The organism is Flavobacterium potami (assembly GCF_020026915.1).
Taxonomy (GTDB): domain Bacteria; phylum Bacteroidota; class Bacteroidia; order Flavobacteriales; family Flavobacteriaceae; genus Flavobacterium; species Flavobacterium potami.
Genome location: NZ_JAINUY010000005.1, coordinates 412,224 through 434,141 on the forward strand (window position 1 = coordinate 412,224; position 21,918 = coordinate 434,141).

At 34.8% G+C, this 21,918-nt stretch carries 17 protein-coding genes; 11 read left to right on the forward strand and 6 right to left on the reverse strand.

Going from position 1 to position 21,918, the window contains the following annotated elements; all coding sequences use genetic code 11:
- The first annotated feature begins 71 nt into the window (after window positions 1–71).
- Together K6T82_RS16670 and K6T82_RS16675 are read left to right on the forward strand one after the other, a co-directional pair.
- Entirely contained in the window at window positions 72–2,180 is a 2,109-nt protein-coding gene (locus K6T82_RS16670; RefSeq protein WP_223707871.1) for a prolyl oligopeptidase family serine peptidase, read from the forward strand.
- A 296-nt stretch (window positions 2,181–2,476) separates the two neighbouring features.
- Complete coding sequence (locus K6T82_RS16675) at window positions 2,477–3,469, forward strand: Gfo/Idh/MocA family protein (protein WP_223707873.1); 993 nt, start codon at window positions 2,477–2,479, stop codon at window positions 3,467–3,469.
- A 205-nt stretch (window positions 3,470–3,674) separates the two neighbouring features.
- Here the strand turns inward: K6T82_RS16675 and K6T82_RS16680 are convergent, their stop codons facing one another.
- Together K6T82_RS16680 and dnaE are read right to left on the reverse strand one after the other, a co-directional pair.
- Entirely contained in the window at window positions 3,675–4,631 is a 957-nt protein-coding gene (locus tag K6T82_RS16680) for an outer membrane beta-barrel protein (protein WP_223707876.1), read from the reverse strand.
- 178 nt (window positions 4,632–4,809) lie between these two features.
- Window positions 4,810–9,342 (reverse strand): DNA polymerase III subunit alpha, encoded by a 4,533-nt coding sequence (gene dnaE, locus K6T82_RS16685; RefSeq protein ID WP_223707878.1) that lies wholly within the window; start codon window positions 9,340–9,342, stop codon window positions 4,810–4,812.
- Window positions 9,343–9,628: 286 nt separating this feature from the next.
- On the opposite strand from dnaE, the gene K6T82_RS16690 reads away from it, so the two are divergent.
- The 6 genes from K6T82_RS16690 to leuB all read left to right on the forward strand — a co-directional run bounded on the left by K6T82_RS16690 (window position 9,629) and on the right by leuB (window position 16,441).
- Complete coding sequence (locus K6T82_RS16690) at window positions 9,629–10,093, forward strand: hypothetical protein (protein WP_223707881.1); 465 nt, start codon at window positions 9,629–9,631, stop codon at window positions 10,091–10,093.
- A gap of 43 nt (window positions 10,094–10,136) precedes the next feature.
- Window positions 10,137–10,919, forward strand: a complete 783-nt coding sequence (locus K6T82_RS16695; RefSeq protein ID WP_223707884.1) for a hypothetical protein — start codon at window positions 10,137–10,139, stop codon at window positions 10,917–10,919.
- Window positions 10,920–11,500: 581 nt separating this feature from the next.
- Window positions 11,501–12,895 carry a 3-isopropylmalate dehydratase large subunit gene (gene leuC, locus K6T82_RS16700; protein WP_223707886.1) on the forward strand — a complete coding sequence of 465 codons (1,395 nt, stop codon included), beginning with the start codon at window positions 11,501–11,503 and terminating at the stop codon, window positions 12,893–12,895.
- 150 nt (window positions 12,896–13,045) lie between these two features.
- The gene (leuD, locus tag K6T82_RS16705; RefSeq protein ID WP_026727052.1) at window positions 13,046–13,642 is read left to right on the forward strand and encodes a 3-isopropylmalate dehydratase small subunit; all 597 of its coding nucleotides are present in this window, start codon (window positions 13,046–13,048) and stop codon (window positions 13,640–13,642) included.
- 115 nt (window positions 13,643–13,757) lie between these two features.
- Complete coding sequence (locus tag K6T82_RS16710) at window positions 13,758–15,278, forward strand: alpha-isopropylmalate synthase regulatory domain-containing protein (RefSeq protein ID WP_223707889.1); 1,521 nt, start codon at window positions 13,758–13,760, stop codon at window positions 15,276–15,278.
- Window positions 15,279–15,385: 107 nt separating this feature from the next.
- Window positions 15,386–16,441 (forward strand): 3-isopropylmalate dehydrogenase, encoded by a 1,056-nt coding sequence (gene leuB, locus K6T82_RS16715; protein ID WP_223707891.1) that lies wholly within the window; start codon window positions 15,386–15,388, stop codon window positions 16,439–16,441.
- 122 nt (window positions 16,442–16,563) lie between these two features.
- Here the strand turns inward: leuB and K6T82_RS16720 are convergent, their stop codons facing one another.
- Both K6T82_RS16720 and K6T82_RS16725 read right to left on the reverse strand, forming a co-directional pair.
- Window positions 16,564–16,908: an RNA recognition motif domain-containing protein gene (locus K6T82_RS16720; protein ID WP_223707893.1), complete on the reverse strand. Its 345-nt coding sequence runs from the start codon at window positions 16,906–16,908 to the stop codon at window positions 16,564–16,566.
- A gap of 114 nt (window positions 16,909–17,022) precedes the next feature.
- A complete protein-coding gene (locus tag K6T82_RS16725) occupies window positions 17,023–17,511 on the reverse strand; it encodes a DUF6252 domain-containing protein (RefSeq protein WP_223707895.1) in 489 nt (162 codons plus the stop codon).
- A 202-nt stretch (window positions 17,512–17,713) separates the two neighbouring features.
- On the opposite strand from K6T82_RS16725, the gene K6T82_RS16730 reads away from it, so the two are divergent.
- The 3 genes from K6T82_RS16730 to K6T82_RS16740 all read left to right on the forward strand — a co-directional run bounded on the left by K6T82_RS16730 (window position 17,714) and on the right by K6T82_RS16740 (window position 19,599).
- Window positions 17,714–18,277, forward strand: a complete 564-nt coding sequence (locus K6T82_RS16730) for a 30S ribosomal protein S16 (protein ID WP_223707898.1) — start codon at window positions 17,714–17,716, stop codon at window positions 18,275–18,277.
- Window positions 18,278–18,293: 16 nt separating this feature from the next.
- Complete coding sequence (gene rimM, locus K6T82_RS16735; protein ID WP_223707900.1) at window positions 18,294–18,818, forward strand: ribosome maturation factor RimM; 525 nt, start codon at window positions 18,294–18,296, stop codon at window positions 18,816–18,818.
- Window positions 18,819–18,891: 73 nt separating this feature from the next.
- Window positions 18,892–19,599 carry a tRNA1(Val) (adenine(37)-N6)-methyltransferase gene (locus tag K6T82_RS16740; RefSeq protein ID WP_223707902.1) on the forward strand — a complete coding sequence of 236 codons (708 nt, stop codon included), beginning with the start codon at window positions 18,892–18,894 and terminating at the stop codon, window positions 19,597–19,599.
- Between the two features lie 49 nt (window positions 19,600–19,648).
- Here K6T82_RS16740 and K6T82_RS16745 read toward each other — a convergent pair whose 3' ends face one another.
- Together K6T82_RS16745 and K6T82_RS16750 are read right to left on the reverse strand one after the other, a co-directional pair.
- Window positions 19,649–21,277 (reverse strand): S41 family peptidase, encoded by a 1,629-nt coding sequence (locus K6T82_RS16745; RefSeq protein WP_223707904.1) that lies wholly within the window; start codon window positions 21,275–21,277, stop codon window positions 19,649–19,651.
- Window positions 21,278–21,313: 36 nt separating this feature from the next.
- The coding region (locus K6T82_RS16750; RefSeq protein WP_223707906.1) for an HlyD family secretion protein at window positions 21,314–21,918 on the reverse strand (605 nt) is incomplete at its 5' end.

The following is a 21,918-nucleotide window of genomic DNA, read 5'->3' on the forward strand; positions in this document are numbered from 1 at the left end:
GCACTTTGCGGTTAAATGTTTACCAATCTCACAAAAAGCACTATTTTTGTTACAACAGATAAAAATTAACTATGAAAAAAACTCTTTTATTAATGGCAATCACAACTGCAGGAATTTCATTTGCTCAAAACAAAATCAAATATCCTGAAACTAAAAAAGGAGAGACCGTTGATGTATATTTTGATACAAAAGTAAGCGATCCTTACCGCTGGCTTGAAGACGATAAATCTGCTGAAACCGGAGCTTGGGTAAAAGCTGAAAATGAAGTAACGTATGGTTATTTAGATAAGATTCCGTTTAGAAATGAACTAAAATCAAGAATGGAAAAGCTTTGGAATTACGAAAAAATCGGTGCTCCATATAAAGAAGGGAAATTCACTTATTATTCTAAAAATAACGGACTTCAAAATCAATCTGTTGTTTACCGAAAAGATCAGAACGGAAAAGAAGAAGTTTTCTTAGATCCGAATACTTTTTCTAAAGATGGAACAACTTCTCTTGGTGGTTTAGATTTTTCTAAAGATGGAAACAAAGCTGCTTACGCTATCTCTGAGGGAGGAAGTGACTGGAGAAAAGTGATTATTATTGATGCCCTTTCTAAAAAAGTTTTGGAAGATACTTTGGTTGATGTAAAATTCAGCGGTATTTCATGGTACAAAAACGAAGGTTTCTACTACTCTAGCTACGACAAACCAAAAGGAAGCGAATTATCTGCAAAAACAGATCAGCATAAATTGTATTTTCATAAGTTAGGAACTGCTCAAAAAGACGATAAAGTAATTTTTGGAGCAGATCAAAAAAGAAGATATGTTGGTGGTTATGTTACTGAAGACGATCACTATTTGATCATTACTGCTGCCAATTCTACTTACGGAAACGAATTGTATATTAAGGATTTGACTAAACCAAATAGTCCAATTGTTACTATTGTAGATAATTTTAACAACTCTTATTCTATTATTGAAAATGAAGGAAGCAAATTATTTATAGAAACGGATTACAATGCACCAAACGTGCGTGTAGTTACAGTTGATGCTGCAAATCCTAAAATGGAAAACTGGAAAGATTTTATTAAAGAAACTGAGAATGTATTGAATCCTACAACTGGTGGCGGTTTCTTTTTCGCTAATTATACAAAAGACGCTGTTTCTCTTGTAAAACAGTACGATTACAGCGGAAAATTGATTCGAGAAATCAAACTTCCTGCTGTTGGAACTGCTTCTGGATTTGGTGGTAAAAAAGACGAAAAAACTTTGTATTACAGCTTTACAAATTATACAACTCCTGGAAGTATTTACTCTTTTGAACCAAAATCTGGTAAATCTGAAATATATCAAAAACCAAAAGTTGATTTTAAAAGCGAAGATTACGAATCAAAACAAGTATTCTACACTTCAAAAGACGGTACAAAAGTTCCAATGATTATTACGTATAAAAAAGGAACAAAACTAGACGGTAAAAACCCAACTATACTTTACGGATACGGAGGATTCAACATTAGCTTAACGCCAAGTTTCAGTATTGCCAATGCGGTTTGGATGGAAAATGGAGGAGTTTATGCAGTTGCCAACTTAAGAGGTGGTGGTGAATACGGAAAAAAATGGCATGATGCAGGAACTAAACTTCAAAAACAAAATGTATTTGATGATTTTATTGCTGCTGCGGAATATTTAATTGCTCAAAAATATACTTCATCAGATTATTTAGCTATTCGCGGAGGATCTAACGGAGGATTATTAGTTGGCGCAACGATGACACAACGTCCAGATTTAATGAAAGTAGCTTTACCAGCGGTTGGAGTTATGGACATGCTTCGCTACAATGCTTTTACAGCAGGTGCAGGATGGGCTTTCGATTACGGAACAGCTCAAGATAACAAAGAAATGTTTGAGTATTTAAAAGGATATTCTCCAGTTCACAACGTTAAAAAAGGAACAAAATATCCTGCTACAATGGTAACTACAGGAGATCATGATGACCGTGTAGTTCCGGCACACAGTTTCAAATTTGCATCTGAGTTACAGGAAAAACAAGCAGGAGACAACCCTGTTCTAATTAGAATCGATGTTAAAGCAGGACACGGAGCAGGAAAATCTGTTGCCGCTTCTATTCAAGAAAATGTAGACATACAAGCGTTTACGCTTTACAATATGGGCTTTACTTCTTTACCGAAAAAGTAAGACCTTAAGCTTAATTTTATTAGCCACGAATTCACGAATTTATTTTTGTGAATCTCGTGGTTATTTTTTTTGCCACGAATTGCACTAATTTCCACTAATTTAAATCGGATTTGTAAATCGTGTCTAATTATTTCATGCCACAGATTAAAAGGATTAAAAATGATTTTAGTATCTATGTTTTACTTTAATAATCAGTAAAAATCCTTTAATATGTGGCAAATAAAAAAAGAATTCGCGGAAATTAGTGTAATTCGTGGCAAACCTTTTTTAAATTTGAGAAACTAAAAACTTAAACAATGGAAATTATAAAATGGGGAATTATTGGCTGCGGGAATGTAACCGAAGTTAAGAGCGGACCTGCTTTTCAAAAAGCTCCAAATTCGGCTTTAGTGGCAGTAATGCGAAGAGATGCGGCTAAAGCAGAAGATTATGCAAAACGTCATAATGTTCCAAAGTGGTATTCTAAAGCTGAGGATTTAATCAATGATCCAGAGGTTGATGCCGTTTATATTGCTACTCCTCCATCTTCTCATAAAGAATACACCATTTTATGCGCCAAAGCGGGAAAACCTGTTTATGTTGAAAAACCAATGGCTTTGACTTTTGAAGAATGCAACGAAATGATCAGCGTATGTAAAGAACACAATGTTCCATTATTTGTTGCTTATTACAGAAGAGGTCTTCCTCGTTTTCTAAAAATTAAAGAAATAATCGACCAAGGAAAATTAGGAACTATTAGACATGTAAATTGTGTTTTATACCATCCTTTTGAGAAACGTTATGATGATGAAATCAATCTTCCGTGGACTGTTCTTCCTCATATTTCCGGAGGTGGAATTTTTGTTGATTTAGCTTGTCATACTTTAGATTTTCTTGATTTTGTTTTGGGTCCGATAAAATCAGTTCGCGGACACGCTTCTTCTCAATTAATGGCATATCCTGCTGAAGATGCGGTTTCGATGTCTTTCTTATTTGAAAATGGAATTCACGGATCGGGAATCTGGAATTTTGCGAGTTTTGAACGTTACGATAATACTGAAATAGTTGGTGATAAAGGAAAAATCTCTTTCTCTACTTTTGGAAATGATCCTCTACATATTCAATATGTTAACGGAGAAAAAGAAACCATTACAATAGAAAATCCGCTGCATATTCAACAACCATTTATCGAAACTGTGATTGCTGATCTTTTGGGTAATGGAACTTCTCCATCTAAAGGAACTTCTGGAGCTAGAACAACTTGGGTTATCGATCAGGTTTTGAAGGATTTTAGAGAAGCTTCGAAATAGTATATTTTAAAATGAATTGCCTCCTGCTTTAGCTGGAGGTCAAAAATTGACTAAAACAAAAAGGCTTTAGCCGAACTGAGGTTTGGCTAAAGCCTTAACATTTAAAAGCCAAATACCTCCAGCTAAAGCAGGAGGCAATTCACCAAACAAAAAAGAGGATATTCTTTCGAATATCCTCTTTTTTTAAACTTTAAATGGATTAAAATTATAGGCTGTATTTGATACCTAATGTTAATCCTAAACCTGAAATTCCAACGTATGAACTTAATTCGTCCATTGCCTCATTAGGTCTTGTTGTATCTCTTTTATCTGGAGTAGCTGTGTTTGGATTAAAAGCCGGATTATTAGAATTAACATCTAATCTATCTCTATAATTAGTATGAATTTGTGCCGTAGTTCTTGTAGCCAATGCATCGTTACCATTTACAGTAAATTCAGTTGTTTCTTTTGTTTTTCCGTGAACTGTAAAATTACGGTATTCTAATTCTGCAAAAGCTGAAAGATGTGATGTCAGTTTAAAAGTTGTACCAACCGCAGCCGTAAATCCTATTGTTGGGTTTGGTTTTACTTTATCAACGCTATGAACATCTCCAAAAGCAACAGGAGCTCCTGTATTTGGATTAAATGCGATTGGCGCATAAGCGTCAGACGTAATTTCTAAATCTCCATGAATAGGAACTAAAACCCCTACTTTAGTATATGGTTCAAAACCACCAGATTCTCCTAAAAACATTACAATTGCAGGCGCTAAATCAAAAGCTGTAATTTGACCTACAGATTTGAAGCTATATTCTCCTGTTGGAGTAATTGGCGTATCGGTAGTTGTTTGAGCCATTTTTTTATCATTACTATTGTAGTAATTCACTCCTAATTCAACTCCTAAACGAGTAGAAAATCTATAACCTGCTGTAATACCAGTTCTAAAACCTTGACCAAAAGAACCAGTGATACTTTTTTCAGATACTAATTGTCCTCCTACATATGTTTTATCCAATGGTAAATTTCCTCCAACAACTGGAAACTCAGTTGAAGCGGTTTGATTGAAGTATGACCCTCCTAATTTGAAATACCAGCTTTCTGGTTTATCTGCTTTTTCTGTTGTCTGCGCTACTGAAGCCATAGAGCAAACTAATAATCCTAATAAAAATAGGTTCTTTTTCATAATTTTGATTTATTGATTTATACAAACTTAGAGCATTTTTAACATATTCTTACAGTTTGCAAAGTTAGACTTGGAACGAAATCGTTGTAATTTTGGGCAATATTACTAAAAAACTATTATGCACGCATATTTTTAACACAAAAAATTAACATCTGTTTAAATTTTAACTGTTAAATTTTTAGTTCAGTTTAAAATTGATCTGCATTTTCTCCAATTCCTGCAATAATTCGGCTGAAATTCTAATTTTTAATCGGCGGCTTGGCATTGTCAATTTGGTCACTACTTTTATTTCTTCCACCTCATTAACCTCTTGTATTTTGGTGTCTTCCATTGCAGCATCTTCGTTTTCATCTTCAAAAACTGCATCATCTGCATTTTCAAAATCTGTTGGTGTTTCTACCTCAACCAGTTTTTTTATTTTTTCTAATTCCATGATTTCAAAAGTCACAGTATTATCGCCTTTATTTTCATTAAATAAATGACTCAGTTTATGTATAAATTCAGGATGAAGATCTTTTATATTCAATAAAACAATTAGTTTTTTAGCAAAAGCTTCCAGAATATCCTGCAATTGTCTAATCTCAACAAACTGCATTCTAGGATCTGACTTTTTACCGGTATCGTGATTTACCCATCCGTCTTTGATCAATATTTTCAAAAAGGCGAAATTGTTTTGAATCAAGAAATGGCGGAACTTCAAATATTCCTCTCCAAAAATCTTAAACTCATAACTTTCATCATAACCTTCTAAATTGAACGCCGCCCAACCTTTTCCGTTTTTAGCCACACGGTGTTGTACATTATTGATAATTCCGGCAAAATGTAAATTCTTTCCAACATATTCATTCATACTTTTTAATGCTTCCAATCGGGCATTGCAGAAGTATTTCATTTCAAATCTAAAATCATCAAGCGGATGTCCAGAAATGTAGATTCCGACAACTTCTTTCTCTTTTGCCAATTTTTCCATTGTACTCCAGTCTTCACATGGCGGTACAATTGGTTCGGCGATTTGCACTTCGCTGGCTTCTCCAAACAAACTTACTTGCGAAGAGTTTTCATTTTCCTGAAACTTAGATCCGTAACGCATTGCTTTTTCGTAGAAGGTAATTCCGTCACCATCATCATGGAAATATTGCGCTCTGGTTGTTCCTTCAAACGAATCAAAACCTCCTGCCAATGCTAAATTCTCAATCGCTTTTTTATTAGCTGCACGCAAATCGATTCGCTTCGCTAAATCAAAAATCGATTTATATCTTCCGTCTTTTCTGTTTTCTACAATAGTTTCAACGGCTCCAGCTCCTACTCCTTTAATCGCCCCCATTCCGAAACGAACGGCGTAATCATCGTTTACCGTAAATTTATAGTACGATTCGTTTACGTCTGGTCCAAGAACTTGTAATCCCATACGTTTACATTCTTCCATAAAGAACGAAACTTGCTTGATATCGTTCATGTTATTCGAAAGTACTGCTGCCATATATTCAGCAGGATAATGCGCTTTCAAATAAGCAGTTTGGTACGCGATCCAAGCATAACAAGTCGAGTGTGATTTGTTGAATGCGTAACTCGCAAAAGCTTCCCAGTCTTTCCAGATTTTCTCCAGAACTTTGGCATCATGACCTTTTGCGGCTGCTTGTTCAACAAACTTTGGTTTCATTTTATCTAGTACGTCTTTTTGTTTCTTACCCATCGCTTTACGCAAGACGTCGGCCTCACCCTTTGTAAATCCTGCCAAAGACTGAGACAAAAGCATTACTTGCTCTTGGTAAACTGTAATTCCGTAGGTTTCCGATAAATATTCAGCACAGGCATCTAAATCGTATTTAATTTCCTCGTCGCCATTTTTTCTTCGAACGAAAGACGGAATATACTCCAAAGGTCCCGGACGATACAAGGCATTCATGGCAATTAAATCTCCAAATACCGTTGGTTTCAGATCTTTCATGTATTTCTGCATCCCAGGCGACTCATATTGGAAGATTCCGACTGTTTCACCTCTTTGGAAAAGCGCATACGTTTCTTCATCATCAATTGGAAAAGTATCTGGATTTAATTCAATTCCCGTTCTATATTTTACCAGTTTTACGGTATCTTTTATCAGCGTAAGGGTCTTCAGACCCAAGAAGTCCATTTTCAGCAATCCGGCACTTTCTGCAACCGAGTTATCAAACTGTGTTACATATAAATCCGAATCTTTTGCTGTCGTAACCGGAACATAATTCGTAATATCCGACGGCGTAATGATTACCCCGCAGGCGTGAATTCCCGTATTACGCATAGATCCTTCAAGGATTTTTGCCTGCTGAATGGTTTCTCCTGCCAAATCATCTTCATTGGCAATCGCGATTAATTCTTTTACATTGTCAAATTCATCCGAACGAAGTGCTTTTTTCACTTCCTCTTCACTTTCCGAAATAAAACGCGCCAAATTCCATTTTGACGGCATCATTCCCGGAATCAGTTTGGCAATTCTATCGGCTTCAAACAATGGTAAATCCAGTACACGCGCCGTATCACGAATCGCCGATTTGGTCGCCATTTTACCGTAAGTGATAATCTGCGCCACCTGTTTTTGACCGTATTTGTTGATTACGTATTCCATTACACGTCCACGACCCTCGTCATCAAAGTCGATATCAATATCGGGCATCGATACACGGTCAGGATTCAGGAAACGCTCAAAAAGTAAGTCGTATTTAATCGGGTCAATATTGGTAATTCCTAAACAATATGCAACCGCAGATCCGGCTGCAGAACCACGCCCAGGTCCCACCGAAACATCCATATTTCTAGCTTCGGCGATGAAATCCTGTACAATCAAGAAATAACCAGGATATCCTGAATTGGAAATCGTCATCAATTCAAAATCCAAACGTTCTTGAATCGATTCAGTAATTTCGCCGTATCTTCTTTTTGCACCTTCCATAGTAAGATGGCGCAAATATTTATTTTCTCCACGAACACCACCGTCCTCTTCATCTTCCGGCACCATAAATTCATCAGGAATTTCGAATTTCGGAAGCAATACATCACGATAAAGCGAATATCCTTCAACTTTATCTATAATTTCTTGAATGTTGATAATCGCTTCTGGTAAATCGGCAAAGAGTTTTTTCATCTCTTCTTGCGACTTGAAATAATATTCCTGATTTGGAAGCCCGTAACGGTAACCACGACCACGACCAATTGGCGTTGCCTGCTTTTCACCGTCTTTTACACACAATAAAATATCGTGTGCGTTGGCATCTTCTTTATTTAAATAATAGGTATTGTTAGTCGCAATTAACTTGACATTGTGTTTTTGAGAAAACTCAATCAAAGTTTTGTTGACACGATTTTCATCTTCCTGATTGTGGCGCATTACTTCCAAATAGAAATCTTCGCCAAATTGTTCTTTCCACCAAATTAAGGCTTCTTCTGCTTGGTTTTCACCAATATTCAAGATTTTACTCGGAATTTCTCCGTATAAATTCCCAGACAAAACCATGATATCGCCTTTGTATTGCTCAACGATCTTTCTGTCAATTCTCGGAACATAATAAAATCCGTCAGTGTAGGCAATCGAGGCCATTTTAGCCAAGTTGTGATAACCGGCTTTATTTTTAGCCATTAAAACAACTTGATAACCATTGTCTTTTTTGCTTTTATCTAAGTGGTTTTCGCAGATATTAAATTCGCAACCCACAATAGGTTTCACCTCTGTTTCTGTTGGTTCTTCTCCCGCTTCAACTAATGCTTTATTTTTTCCAGAAGCCGCTTTGTTGTGGTTCATAACAGCACTCACAAAATGGAAAGCTCCCATCATGTTTCCTGTATCTGTCATCGCCACGGCTGGCATTCCGTTTTTAGCGGAAGCTGCCACAATATTTCCAACTCCAATAGTCGATTGCAAAACCGAAAACTGGGTATGATTGTGTAAATGCGCAAATTTGGCCGCTTTGAAATCGGCTTTTTCTTCTTCTGAAACAACAGTCTGCTGACCTTCTCCAGCAAGAGCTTTAAGCTGTTCTCTGATTTTATCAGAAGCCGCTTTTAAGTTGATGTGTTTTAAACCAATTAACTTGAATGGTTCCGCATTTCTTTCTTGAAATTCTTTGAAATACTCTTTCGGAACATCCAGTTCTTCTTTGGTGAAAACTTCTCTTCTAACCAATTCTAAGAAACAACGCGTAGTTGCCTCAACATCGGCAGTTGCGTTGTGCGCTTCCGCGAAAGGAACATTGAATAAATATTCGTGAAGTTCCGTCAAAGTTGGAAGTTTGAATTTTCCTCCACGACCTCCGGGAAGCTGTAATAACGAAGCCGTAACTTCGGTACAGGTATCCAAAACAGGCATAGAACTCATTTGAGATTCTACTCCCATTCTATGGAATTCGGCTCCCATAATATTAACGTCGAATCCTAAATTCTGACCTACAATATATTTCGTTTTGCTTAATGCAATATTGAATTTCTCTAAAACTTCGGCCAAAGTGATTCCATCGGCTTCAGCCAATTCAGTCGAGATTCCGTGAATACGTTCAGCATCATACGGAATATTAAATCCTTCTGGTTTTACCAAATAATCCTGATGCTCGATAAGCTGTCCCATCTCGTCATGCAATTGCCAAGCGATCTGTATACAGCGAGGCCAGTTATCAGAATCGGTGATTGGCGCATCCCAGCGTTTTGGTAGTCCGGTTGTTTCGGTATCGAATATTAAATACATAGAGTTGTAAAAATCAAAATTTTAAGTTCCAAATTCCAAATCCTTCATGTCGCAATGCATTGACAATATGAAATATAACGATATTCGGGATTAAAAGTGGAAGGGATTCAAATTTACGCTTTTTTTGGAGAAAATAAAGCCGAAATTGTTAAACAAAACAACTTGTTTTGACAAAATATTATTAGATTTAAACATTTTAACAATCTAATTTAGACAATAATTTACACCTAAACTTGATACAGAGGATTTAATTAAATTCTAAACATAAAATTTTAATCAAAATTCTATGAAAAAATACTTTTCTCTCTTTCTGATTATTCTACTAATTAGTTGTTCAGAAAAAAATCCTATTGAAAAATCTTTGGAAACAAAATCTGATGAATATTGGTGTTATTATACTAATTGCAACTCCTATTTTACCTATTTTAAGTTTAAAGACGACCAGTTATCTTATCGGTACAACAAGGATGAAAATGGAAAATTTACTACTAAACCTGAAGATCCGTTTATGCCTGAAGATCCGCAAAAATGGTCTGTTTCTGAAGACAGCATTATGACTTGGGGAAATTTTTCTTATGATGTTGTAAGTTATAACGATAAAGCAATTGTTCTTGTTTACCCAACAAAGGAAAAGCCATATCTGAATTACCTTTTTTTAATCAAAGAAAAAGAAAGTGATTTTAAAAAATATTCGGACGATTATAACGAAAAAAGGCTATATAATCCTGAAAAATACAAGACTCATAAATAAAATTTAAAACACCAATCCAACTTCAATAAAATAAATTTTAATAATGAAAAATAAATCTGCAAAGAGTGTTAGGGTACAATATGTCATTTCATATTTTTTAATCTATTTTATTTCAGCTAGTTGTAATCAAAGTGTTGAACCGAAAATTAACAATTCTATTCAAAATTTAATTGAAAAATATCCCCAATTAACAGCTGAAAAAAAATCAGAAAAAAGTAAAGAATTTAAGTTAGTGAAAAGTGTTAAGGAAGGCGAATTCAATATCGAAATCCAACTTTATTCACAGCCTGAAGGATATAAAAACAGAAATCATATTTTAGTTTTTATTAATGGTAAAAAACAAATTTATGCCATGCCTCTTTTTAATAGTAAATACAGAGATTATTGGGAATTTCCATTTGATAAACTATTACAAAATGTTCCCAAAACAAATACAACTTTTACAAATCAACTTAATTCAGGCATAGATGAGCTGATTAATAATAGCGATCGAAGAAAATCAAATAAGAGGTATACATTAATCAACGAGATGCTCACTTCCGTATTAAATTGCAAAAGAATTGAAGAAAAAGACAGTAGCAGTGTACTCCATACTTTAAGAGGAAGCTATGACATTCCAGACGAAAATATCGATTCAGCTAAAATCAGATTACGTAAAAATTACGAGTTAATGAAACGAGAATGGCATCCAGAAGAATTTTCATATAACTACAATTGTTACTTCGACGAAACCAATGCTAGAGTTTATCAAATAGAAAATCTTGGAAATAAATTTAAAATCAAAACATATAGAATGGATTACGGATTTCATTATATAAATCTTTAAAAGCTCCGATTATCCGTTTTGAATACTCATTGCGGCTTTGGAATTTAAAAATTCTTTGAATTAAATTTATCTAACTCTCTTTCTAAAAGTTTAATTTTCGAACTAAAACCAATAAAAATTCACAAAAATTCGCTTCTTGGATGTCGTAGTATTTTGCTGTTTTATTGATTCTAAATAACAAGTAAAAAACAACAATTTACACCCTTAAAAAGTAAAAAAGCATCCATTTTTAAACAAAATCAAAACTAACAATTATTACTATTTTTATCCAATTTGTTACATATTTTTAAACAAAATCTTATATTTTATAGTGCTTTTAAGATAAATTTGCAAACTATTAAAATAAAAAACAATCAGGTAAAATCAAAATAAAAAAAGAAAAACAAAATCCGTTTCTAAATCATTTTTCTGTCAAATTTGAAGTTGCAAAAGCCAATTGGCAATTTGTAATTTAGTTTGGGTATCGTATATAATGAAATATTGAAATTGACGCTTTTTTATCTTTTTTTACTTTTGTTTTGCTATTATAATGAACAGGAAATTGCTGTGGTTATAGAAATTACAATTAAAAAAAATAAAAAATGAGTAAGACATTATTTGACAAAGTATGGGATTCACATGTTGTGCGTAAAATTGAAGATGGGCCAGATGTGTTTTTTATTGACCGCCATTTCATTCATGAAGTTACGAGTCCTGTTGCTTTTTTAGGATTAAAATCAAGAGGCGTTAACGTTTTATACCCACAACGTACTTTTGCAACTGCAGACCATAATACACCAACTATAAACCAACATTTACCAGTAGAAGATCCTTTATCTGCAAATCAGTTAAAAGCTCTTGAAGACAATGCAAACGAATACGGAATTTCGCACTGGGGATTAGGTCACCAAAAAAATGGAATTGTACACGTAGTTGGTCCTGAAAACGGAATTACTTTGCCTGGTGCTACTATTGTATGCGGGGATTCACATACGTCTACTCACGGTGCTTTTGGAGCTATTGCTTTCGGTATCGGAACATCTGAGGTTGAAATGGTGCTTTCTACTCAATGTATTATGCAGCCAAAACCAAAGAAAATGCGTATTAACGTAAACGGACAACTAAGTAAAGGAGTTGGACCAAAAGACGTTGCGCTTTACATTATTGCTCAATTAACTACTTCTGGAGGAACGGGTTACTTTGTTGAATACGCTGGTGATGTTTTTGAAAACATGACTATGGAAGGTCGTATGACAGTTTGTAACTTAAGTATCGAAATGGGTGCTCGTGGCGGAATGATTGCTCCTGACCAAACTACTTTCGATTTCTTAGAAGGAAGATTATATGCTCCAAAAGGAGAAGCTTGGACTAAAGCTGTTGAATATTGGAAAACGCTAAAAACGGATGCTGATGCTGTTTTTGATGCCGAATTAAACATCAAAGCGGAAGACATCGAACCAATGATTACTTATGGTACTAACCCTGGAATGGGAATTGGTATTACAAAACATATCCCGAATGCTAAAGAAGTTGAAGGTGGTGAGGAAACTTACAAAAAATCTTTAGCTTACATGGGCTTCAACGAAGATGATGTAATGATCGGAAAACAAATCGATTATGTTTTCTTAGGAAGCTGTACAAACGGACGTATTGAAGATTTTAGAGCTTTCGCTGAAATTGTAAAAGGAAGAAAAAAAGCGGACAATGTTACGGCTTGGTTAGTTCCTGGATCTCACGTTGTTGAAGCACAAATTAAAGAAGAAGGAATTTTAGATATCCTGACAGAAGCTGGTTTCGTATTACGTCAGCCTGGATGTTCGGCTTGTTTAGCAATGAACGATGATAAAGTTCCTGCTGGTAAATATGCAGTAAGTACTTCAAACAGAAACTTTGAAGGTCGTCAAGGTCCTGGTTCAAGAACTTTATTAGCAAGTCCGATTATGGCTGCTGCTGCTGCTGTTACAGGTAAACTAACAGACCCAAGGGAATTATTCTAATTCTTGCTATAAGCTTTAAGCAATAGGCTTTAAGCAAATTAGCAACTTCAAAAAAGGCCTAAAGCTCACAGCTTACAGCCTAAAGCAAAAAAATAATATGCTGTAGAAAAAAGCCTAAAGCTTACAGCCTACAGCCTAAAGCAAATTAAAATGGCATACGATAAATTTAATATACTTACAAGCAGCGGAGTTCCGTTGCCAATTGAGAACGTAGATACAGATCAAATCATTCCAGCTCGTTTCTTGAAAGCTACAAAACGTGAAGGTTTTGGAGATAATCTTTTCAGAGACTGGAGATACAATGGAGACGATACTCCAAAAGCAGATTTCGTTTTAAACAACCCAACTTACAGCGGAAAAATCCTTGTAGGAGGAAAAAACTTCGGTTCTGGATCTTCTAGAGAGCACGCTGCATGGGCAGTTTACGATTACGGATTCCGTGCTGTAGTTTCTTCTTTCTTTGCTGATATCTTCAAAGGAAACTGTTTAAATATTGGTGTTTTACCAGTACAAATCAGCCCAGAATTTTTAGCCAACATTTTCAAAGCTATCGAGGCTGATCCAAATACAGAATTAGAAATCAATCTTCCAAACCAAACGATTACTTTACTGTCAACTGGTGAGCAAGAATCTTTCGCTATTAACGGTTACAAAAAGAACAACCTAATTAATGGTTTTGACGATATTGATTACTTACAAGATATGAAGGAAGATATTAAGGCTTTTGCTGATAAACTTCCTTACTAATAGCAATATCATTCAGTCTATTAGACCCGAAAGGCTTTAAAACCTCTCGGGTCTTTCTAAATTAATAATACAAACCCGCTATCATTTCGAATTGAAAGAAATATAGATTATCAATATGGAAAAAAGAAAAATTGAAATAATGGATACGACGCTTCGTGACGGTGAACAAACCTCAGGAGTATCATTTTCTGCTGCAGAAAAACTGACCATTGCGCAATTGTTGTTGGAGGAATTAAATATTGATAGAATCGAAATTGCTTCGGCGCGTGTGAGCGAAGGAGAATTTAATGCTGTAAAAGGCATTACTTCATGGGCTGAATTAAAAGGTTACACCAATAGAATTGAAGTTTTAACTTTTGTTGACGGCGGCGTTTCAATCGATTGGATGAAAAAAGCTGGTGCTAAAGTGCAGAATTTATTGACTAAAGGTTCAATGAATCACTTAACGCATCAACTGAAAAAAACTCCTGAACAGCATTTTTCTGAAATCGCTCAAATCATAGCTTCTGCCAAAGAAAACGACATTGAGACCAATGTTTATTTGGAAGACTGGAGCAACGGAATGCGAAATTCTCCTGAATATGTTTTTCAATTTTTGGAGTTTTTATCCACTCAGCCAATTAAAAGAGTTTTACTTCCTGATACTTTAGGAGTTTTAATTCCATCTTTGACTTTTGAATTTATTTCAAAAATTAAAGACAAATATCCACAGATTCACTTTGATTTCCATGCTCACAACGATTACGATTTAAGCGTTGCCAATGTTATGGAAGCGATAAAAGCCGGAATCAACGGACTTCACGTAACGGTTAACGGAATGGGAGAACGTGCTGGAAATGCACCTCTTGAAAGTACTGTTGCCGTAATCAACGATTATTTACCGCAAGTAAGTATCAACGTAAAAGAAACTTCATTGTATTCTGTAAGCAAATTGGTTGAAACATTTACAGGTTATAGAATCCCTGCAAATAAACCTATTGTCGGCGACAACGTTTTTACACAGACGGCTGGAATTCACGCTGACGGAGACAATAAAAACAATCTTTATTTTAATGATCTTCTTCCAGAACGTTTTGGAAGAAAACGTAAATATGCCCTAGGAAAAACTTCTGGAAAAGCCAATATCGAAAAGAATCTTCAGGAATTAGGTTTAAAACTAAACAACGAAGATTTGAAATTGGTTACCCAAAGAATTATCGAATTGGGCGACAAAAAAGAAACCGTAACGAAGGAAGATCTTCCCTACATTATTTCTGATGTTTTGGACAGCCATACTTACGAAGAAAAAATCACAATCAATTCTTATATGCTGGTTCATTCTAAAGGAATGCGCCCATCGACGACTTTATCTCTAAATTTAAACGGAGAAATAATCGAAGAAAATGCGCAAGGAGACGGTCAGTTTGATGCTTTTATGAATGCTTTATCTAAAATTTACAAAAGCAAAAAATTGACGCTTCCAAAATTGATTGACTATGCCGTGCGAATTCCGCCAGGAAGTAGTTCTGATGCCTTGTGCGAAACCATTATTACATGGGTCAACAACGGAAAAGAATTCAAAACCCGCGGATTAGATTCAGATCAAACCGTTGCAGCGATTATTGCGACGCAAAAAATGCTTAATATAATTACTTAATATAGTGACAAAGGTTCAAAGTAACAAAGTGACAAAGTTTTGGTCTACTTTTTAAACTTTGAACCTTTGTCACTTTGTCACTTTGAACCTTATAAAACACATATAGAATGAAATTAAACATAGCCCTTTTAGCCGGAGACGGAATCGGACCAGAAGTAATCGATCAAGCCGTAAAAGTATCAGATGCTATTGCACAAAAATTTGGACATGAAATTACTTGGAAACCAGCTTTAACTGGTGCTGCCGCAATTGATGCAGTAGGTGAGCCTTATCCAGATGAAACACACGAAGTTTGTAAAAATGCTGATGCCGTTCTTTTTGGAGCAATCGGTCACCCAAAATATGATAACGATCCTTCTGCACCAGTTCGTCCAGAGCAAGGTTTGTTAAAAATGCGTAAAGCATTAGGTTTGTTTGCAAACGTAAGACCAACTTTTACATTCCCATCTTTATTAGATAAATCTCCATTAAAAAGAGAAAGAATCGAAGGAACTGATTTAGTTTTCTTAAGAGAATTAACTGGAGGAATTTACTTTGGTGAAAAAGGAAGAAAAGATAACGGAGATACTGCTTACGACAACTGTGTTTACACAAGAGCAGAAGTACAGCGTTTGGCTAAAAAAGGTTTCGAATTAGCCATGACACGCTCTAAAAAATTATGCTGCGTTGATAAAGCAAACGTTTTGGAAACGTCACGTTTATGGAGAGAAACAGTACAAGCAATGGAAAAAGATTATCCAGAGGTTGAAGTTTCATACGAATTTGTTGATGCTGTTGCAATGCGTTTGGTTCAATGGCCAAACTCTTATGACGTATTGATTACTGAAAACTTATTTGGAGATATCCTAACAGATGAAGCTTCTGTAATTTCAGGTTCAATGGGATTAATGCCTTCTGCATCTATGGGAGCTGAAGTGTCTTTATTTGAGCCTATTCACGGTTCATATCCACAAGCTACAGGATTAAACATTGCTAATCCAATGGCTACTGTTTTATCTGCTGCTATGATGTTCGAAAACTTCGGATTAATGGAAGAAGGAAAAGCAATGAGAGATGCTGTAAACAAAGCTTTAGAAGCTGGAGTAGTTACTGAAGATTTAGCAAACGGAGGAAAAGTTTACGGTACCAAAGAAGTTGGTGACTGGTTAGCTGCAAACGTATAATAGTTTATTTTGTTTCAGGTTTCAAGTTTCAAGTTAGAGAACGTGAAACCTGAAACTTGAAACTTGAAACAAAAAAAGGGATAAACGTAAGTTTATCCCTTTTATATTTTAGAAAAAATCTCTTAGTAATCTCCTCTGTTTCCGCGATCTCCGCCACGGTTGTTTCCGTAACCACCACGATTGTTTCCACCGCGGTTGTTGTTAAAACTTCTTCTTTCGCCTTCTGGTTTTGGTTCAGATTTGTTTACAACAATTGTACGTCCAGAAACTACTGCTCCGTTTAATTCGTCAATTGCTTTTTGAGCCTCAGCGTCATTTGGCATTTCAACAAAACCAAATCCTTTACTTCTTCCAGTAAATTTATCAGTAATAATTTTAACAGAGTCAACTGCTCCATAAGCCTCAAAAGACTCTCTTAAATCTGCTTCCTCAATACTGAATGGAAGGCTTCCAACAAAAATATTCATAGATATTTATTTATAATAATAAACAAATGTAATCTTATTTTTATCTAATCCACTATGTTAGCAGTTTATTTAAGTTTTTATTTTGATTTGATAAAATACGACCAAAACGAGAACCTAGTTTGCGGTAAATTGATGCCCTGGACCAACAGGAATTTTATAAAAAACGCCTTCTGTAAAATTGATTTGTTGTTTCTCAGCTGTCGCATCAACATTGATTGCTCTAAATCTAAATGTTCCAGAGATGGTTTTATCGATTGTATTATATTCAGTAATAACAATTTGGCCACTACCCCTTCCTTCTCCTGTTGTAAATTCTGCTTCTTGTCCCGAAAGTGTATTCTTGTAAATAGCTTTAGATGTATTATCTATTCCTAAAGTATAAGTTTGTTCAATTGGCTGAGGAATCATAAAAGTTATTTTTTCGTAACCTAAAGAACCTCCGACAACAAAAACCCCATCGGTTTGTGTTTCAGCAGTGTAACTACGTCCTCTCCAAAAAATATTATCTTTTAGAGTCTGAAAAGCGGGATTATTAAATTTTACATCTTCAGTACAAGATGTTAGGAGAAATAAAAATGTTAGAAAGTAAAAGTATTTCTTCATATTTTTAAAATGAATTTGATACAAAAGTACTGCTTTACAACTAATAAATTTTTGAAAATTAAAGCTAAATGAGGTGAAAATCCATCAAAAGAATAACTAAATTACATTTAATAGTTTTTGAAACGTATTATTCATAAAAAAATTATATCTTTGCGCCCTTAATTAACAGAGGTCGAGTACCTCAAAATTTAATCACTAGATTATGTCAGTAAAAATTAGATTACAAAGACACGGTAAAAAAGGAAAACCTTTTTACTGGGTTGTAGCTGCAGATGCACGCTCAAAAAGAGATGGTAAATACTTAGAGAAAATCGGTACTTACAATCCAAACACTAACCCAGCAACTGTTGAGTTAAACCTTGACAGCGCAGTTAAATGGTTACACAATGGTGCTCAACCAACTGATACTGCAAGAGCAATCCTTTCTTACAAAGGTGCTTTATTGAAACACCACCTTGATGGAGGAGTTCGTAAAGGTGCTTTAACACAAGAGCAAGCAGATGCTAAATTAACTGCTTGGTTAGAAGCAAAAGCTGGTAAAGTTGATGCTAAAAAAGAAGGTTTATCTAAAGCTAAAGCTGATGTGAAAGCAAAAGCTTTAAAAGCTGAGCAAGAAGTTAACGCTAAACGTGTTGCTGATGCTGCTGCTGCTCAAGCAGAAGCTGCTGCCGCTGCACAAGCTACTGAGGCTACTGAAGAAGTTGCTGAAGTTGAAGCTGAAGAAGCTCCTGCTGCTGAAGAGAATAACGAAACAACTGAAGCATAATTTTTACTTGGCGATAATGCGTAAAGAAGAATGTTTTTATTTAGGTAAAATCGCTAAAAAATTTAGTTTCAAAGGTGAAGTTCTGATCTATTTAGACACAGACGAACCCGAGTTATACGAAAATCTGGAATCAGTGTTTGTTGAACACAACAAACACTTGGTTCCTTTTTTTATTGAAACTAGTTCTTTACACAAAAACGACTTTCTTAGAGTTCGTTTTGAAGATGTAAATACCGAAGAAGATGCTGATGCTCTTGTTGGAAACGGCATTTATCTTCCTTTAACCATGTTACCAAAACTTACTGGTAACAAATTTTACTTCCACGAAGTTATTGGTTTTGAAATCGAAGACAAACGTTTAGGCGTTTTCGGTAAAATAACTTCTATTAACGATTCTACTGCCCAACCTCTTTTTGAAGTTTTAAATGGCGAAGTAGAAATTTTAGTTCCAATGATCGATCATTTCCTTGTAAAAATCGATCGTGAGAACAAAAAAGTAATCATGGATCTTCCTGAAGGATTGATCGAGATGTATCTTTAGTATTCAGTCACAGTTTTAAGTATTCAGTTTCTAATCTGAATTCGAAATCTTCATTTATTAATTCTAACTTAAGATGTTTCAGTTTAAGCAATTCTCTATAAATCAAGATCGGTGCGCTATGAAAGTGGGCACAGATGGTGTTTTACTTGGCGCTTGGGCTCCTGTAAATCACAATCCGTTTAGTGTTTTGGATGTTGGTGCTGGAACTGGAATTATTGCTTTAATGCTGGCGCAGCGAACTCATGCAGAACAAATTGATGCGCTTGAAATTGATGAAGATGCTTACGAACAAGCTGTAGAAAACTTTGAAGCTTCTCCTTGGGGCGATCGTTTATTTTGCTTTCATGCTGGTTTAGACGAATTTATTGAAGAACCGGAAGATGAATACGATTTGATTGTTTCGAATCCGCCTTTTTATGCTGAAGACTATAAAACAGATAATGAACAACGTGATTTGGCAAGGTTTCAAGATGCAATGCCTTTTGAAGAAATTGTAGAAGCTGCCGATTTGTTGCTTTCAGAAAACGGAATTCTAGCTGTAATTATTCCATTTAAAGAAGAAGAAAAATTTACTGCTTTAGCAAAAGAATTCGAATTATATCCTTTAAAAATTACAAGAGTAAAAGGAACTCCAAAATCCGAAATCAAGCGTAGTTTATTGGCTTTTAGTCGAAATGAAATTTCTGAAGTTGAAATCGATGAATTAGTTATTGAAATTGATCGTCATGTTTATACGCCAGAATATATTGAGCTTACAAAAGAATTTTATTTGAAGATGTAAAAACATCTTTGTCAAAGTTTAAAAATTCGACAAAGATTATTTAGATTTTTTATTTGCCATTTTTTGCAAAAAGAACAGCTCTTTCCAAAACTTCATCCCTTCCTTGCTGGATTCCTAAAATAGTTGGTTTTACTTCAATATCAGGAACAACTCCTATTCGTTGTGTTTCTTTTTTATTTGGATAAAAGACGCCATAAGTTGTAAAAGAAGTCCAAAGGCCTTTTATAATTTCAAATCGATAACTTCTTCCATCCGCGCCAGCCGTTTGACTACCAATTACAGTAGCTTTTGGAGCGACTTTTAATGTCATGGCGGTAAACTCGGAATGACTTATTGATTTTTCATTTACTAAAAGAATAACATTTCCTTTATAATAATCCGGATTAATCTTCCCGCAAGGGGTATCTTCTTTTCTCCAAATATAACGCCCTGGCGAAGTTATATCAGGATCAATAGATTTCACAAAATCTCTAGGTTCTGGATTTAAATATTCTGCAATTGCAAAGTTCGTTCCTTGAGGATAATTTCGAATATCAAAAATGATAGCTGTAGAATTTTTAAACTGTTCCATCATAGCTGGGACATCATCTGGAGTTAATACAGCCAAATTCGCATAACCAATGTTATTTTCTAAAAATTTATACTTCTCGCTGTTGTTTTCATAATTGATTTTTAAATCCTTATATCCATACAGATTAATAGTTTTTGTTTCTATTTTACCATTTCTTATAAATTCAATTTCAGTAGAATTTCCGGTAAAAATAGTCCATTCCATATTGTTTAAGATTGCAGCAGAATTCGAACCTTCAACATATTTTTGATTTTCTTTTATAAGATCAGCAATTGTTTTCTCTTTAATTTTAGTAATTACATCACCAACTTTTATATCATTAATTTTTGATAAAGATTCATTTTTGAAACCAGTAACCACCGCTTTATTATCTATAAATTTCACATCAAAAGGAATGTAATTCCACCCAATAGCATTAAATAGTTTATTTGCTCCAAACAAAGCATGAGTATCATTTAGTTTTGCGCTAAACTCTTTCAATGCTAAGTAATAATCTCCTTCTGAAACTGGGTTAATTGTCCTAGGCAAGAATTCAATTAAAGTCAAATCCCAATTTTGATCCATTTGATATTTGTATGGAAAAAAATATTCAACATAATTCCAAAAACGAAACAACGCCAAAAGTCGGAAGTTTTTATCTTTGTCATTGAATACCTCATACTCCACTTCATTTACGAATTCAGTTCCTTTTTCGACATAATATTGTTTTCCCTGAATTTTATTTTGCTCAATAAACTTAAGTTTTTGACAAAGACTCTTAGAAAACAACTCCGTATTTTGTGTCCATGAAAGGTCAAAGTTTTTATCAAAATAATCTATTTCCTCATTTGAGATTTCAGTTTTATAAGCTTTAACTTTTCCTAAAGAATTAATCCATTTTTCGATAACATTTGAAAATTCTATATCTGTTTTTGCCTCTTCTACTTTTGGCAAAACTTTAAAAAGCTCGTCATCCCAATTAAAATTTCCGTTAGCAACATTCGGATGATAATACTTTAGAAAACCCCAAACCTTGCAAGTCGCTGCCAGTTTTTGAGTTTCGGTAATTGGTTTTGAAAAGGAGTATTGAAATAATAAAACAACAAGAATTAACAGTGTCTTTTTCATTTAAGATTTGTGGTTTTGGTTAGGGTTAGTTTTCTTTTAAACTTGTTCAAAAATGTTTTTAAATTGATATAAAATTCGTTCGATCAAACGCAGATCTTCGGTTACAATTTCTGCGCTTCCTTTCATTTCCTGCTGAAATACAATTTGTTTGTCGTAAGATGTTTTTAATCCGTTTGGAAGTGCAACGTCCAACAACAGATTTCCGTCTTTATCGGGTACCAATGAAATGTTTTTGATTTCTCCTCTTAACACACCAAATTCACGGTCCGGATAATTTGCCAAACGGATATTTACTCTTTGTCCTACTTTTATTTTTCCTGAATTGAGTGCCGGAGCTTTTACCTTTCCAATAAAAGTATTCTTAGCGTCGGGAATAATGGAAAAGACGTTGTCTCCCACATTTATGGTCTGATTCTCATTCCAAACCTGCAAAAAAGTAACCACGCCACTAACCGAAGATTTCAGTGTATATGCAAGCTCCCAGTCTTTTATCACTTTTTTCAACTGATAAAAGGATTGCGCCATACTTCTTCCCAGATTAACCTCTTCTTTTGTGCTGTTTATCTGCGAATTCTGACTTGATTTTGTATTGTCGATCAAAGACGACCTTATTTGAGAAATTGAAGTTAGAAGTCCTTTAT